We start from the raw sequence: 997 nt of genomic DNA, 5'->3' as shown, positions 1-997 counted from the left end.
CAGTTTTTGGAAATACCGTTCCTCCTTCGGGTCTAAGTGGGGCCTTGCGCAGACTAGCCTTTAAATACAGTGAATCCAGCTATGGAAGATGGCTTCCGTTGGTAATGGCAGACAGAATTGGAGAGATTGAAGGCATTTTTGAGGACCTCGGGAATGGTCACATTCCTAATCTATTTGCAGAACATGGTTTGAAATCTGAATGGAAATATAACCGAAAGAATTTTGTGCTAAAATCTGCAGTCACTGCGGCTGCAATAGCCGGAGCCATTCTATTATTCACCAGGAAAAAAAAGGATTAAAAACTCAATTTTAAGAGCGGATTATTTTTACGTTCCTTATAAGAAGCTCCCAAAGCATCTGCATTAGCAGGTGCTTTTTGTTGTGGAGCAAGCCAGTTTTTAACTCTGTTATAGTCCAGGTAGTAACTAAGTCGTAAGGAAAGACTGTTAAGCTGTTGCTGCTCAAACAGGTATCGAAAATTATCTCCAAAATTGACGTGAGACTGATCCTGAAAACCGTTAATAGCGTTTCGGTAAAGAAGGGTAAGCTGGCTACCGGGTGCAAACCACCAGGAGAATCTTAGATCAAGATTCCAGCTGTTATAGGTAGTGTTGTAATCATTGTTTCCGTGAGCATAAAAATCTAATTCTCCATTTGGCTGCAGCGTATAATATTCCGTATAAAAAACTTCGGAATAGTAGTGGCGAAAGGCCAGGTTTAAAGACGTTCTATTATTGATAATATAGGTTGAGCCAAGGGAATTTGTAAGGGTATGGCGATCTCTCTGTCCAAATAAAATATCATCCTGCAGCAAGTTGACAAAACCTTCTTCCTGGTCATTGAGCCTGATGTTGGTGAACCAGTTCACTGTAAATTTATCTGAAAACCGATATCTGGGGCCAAAATCTATAATGAGATCTCCTCTTCCTTTTTCATCATACTTGTACCAATCTATAACTCCTTCTATAGCAAATTTCTTTCGGAAATCTGTCCCCAA

The 997-nt window shown here is 40.0% G+C and carries 1 protein-coding gene and 1 pseudogene; one reads left to right on the top strand and one right to left on the bottom strand.

The genetic code is table 11. From position 1 onward, the window contains the following. Nucleotides 1–299, top strand: a pseudogene (locus HC175_RS15215) (hypothetical protein); the annotation flags it as partial. Here HC175_RS15215 and HC175_RS15210 read toward each other — a convergent pair. Then, nucleotides 296–997: DUF5916 domain-containing protein (locus tag HC175_RS15210; protein WP_235942637.1), on the bottom strand; the 702-nt coding region annotated here is incomplete at its 5' end. The pseudogene HC175_RS15215 and the gene HC175_RS15210 sit on opposite strands and share 4 nt — an antisense overlap.

The organism is Salinimicrobium oceani (assembly GCF_012037645.1).
Note: the sequence above shows the minus strand (reverse complement) of the source record. Positions and strands in the feature narration are given on the sequence as shown.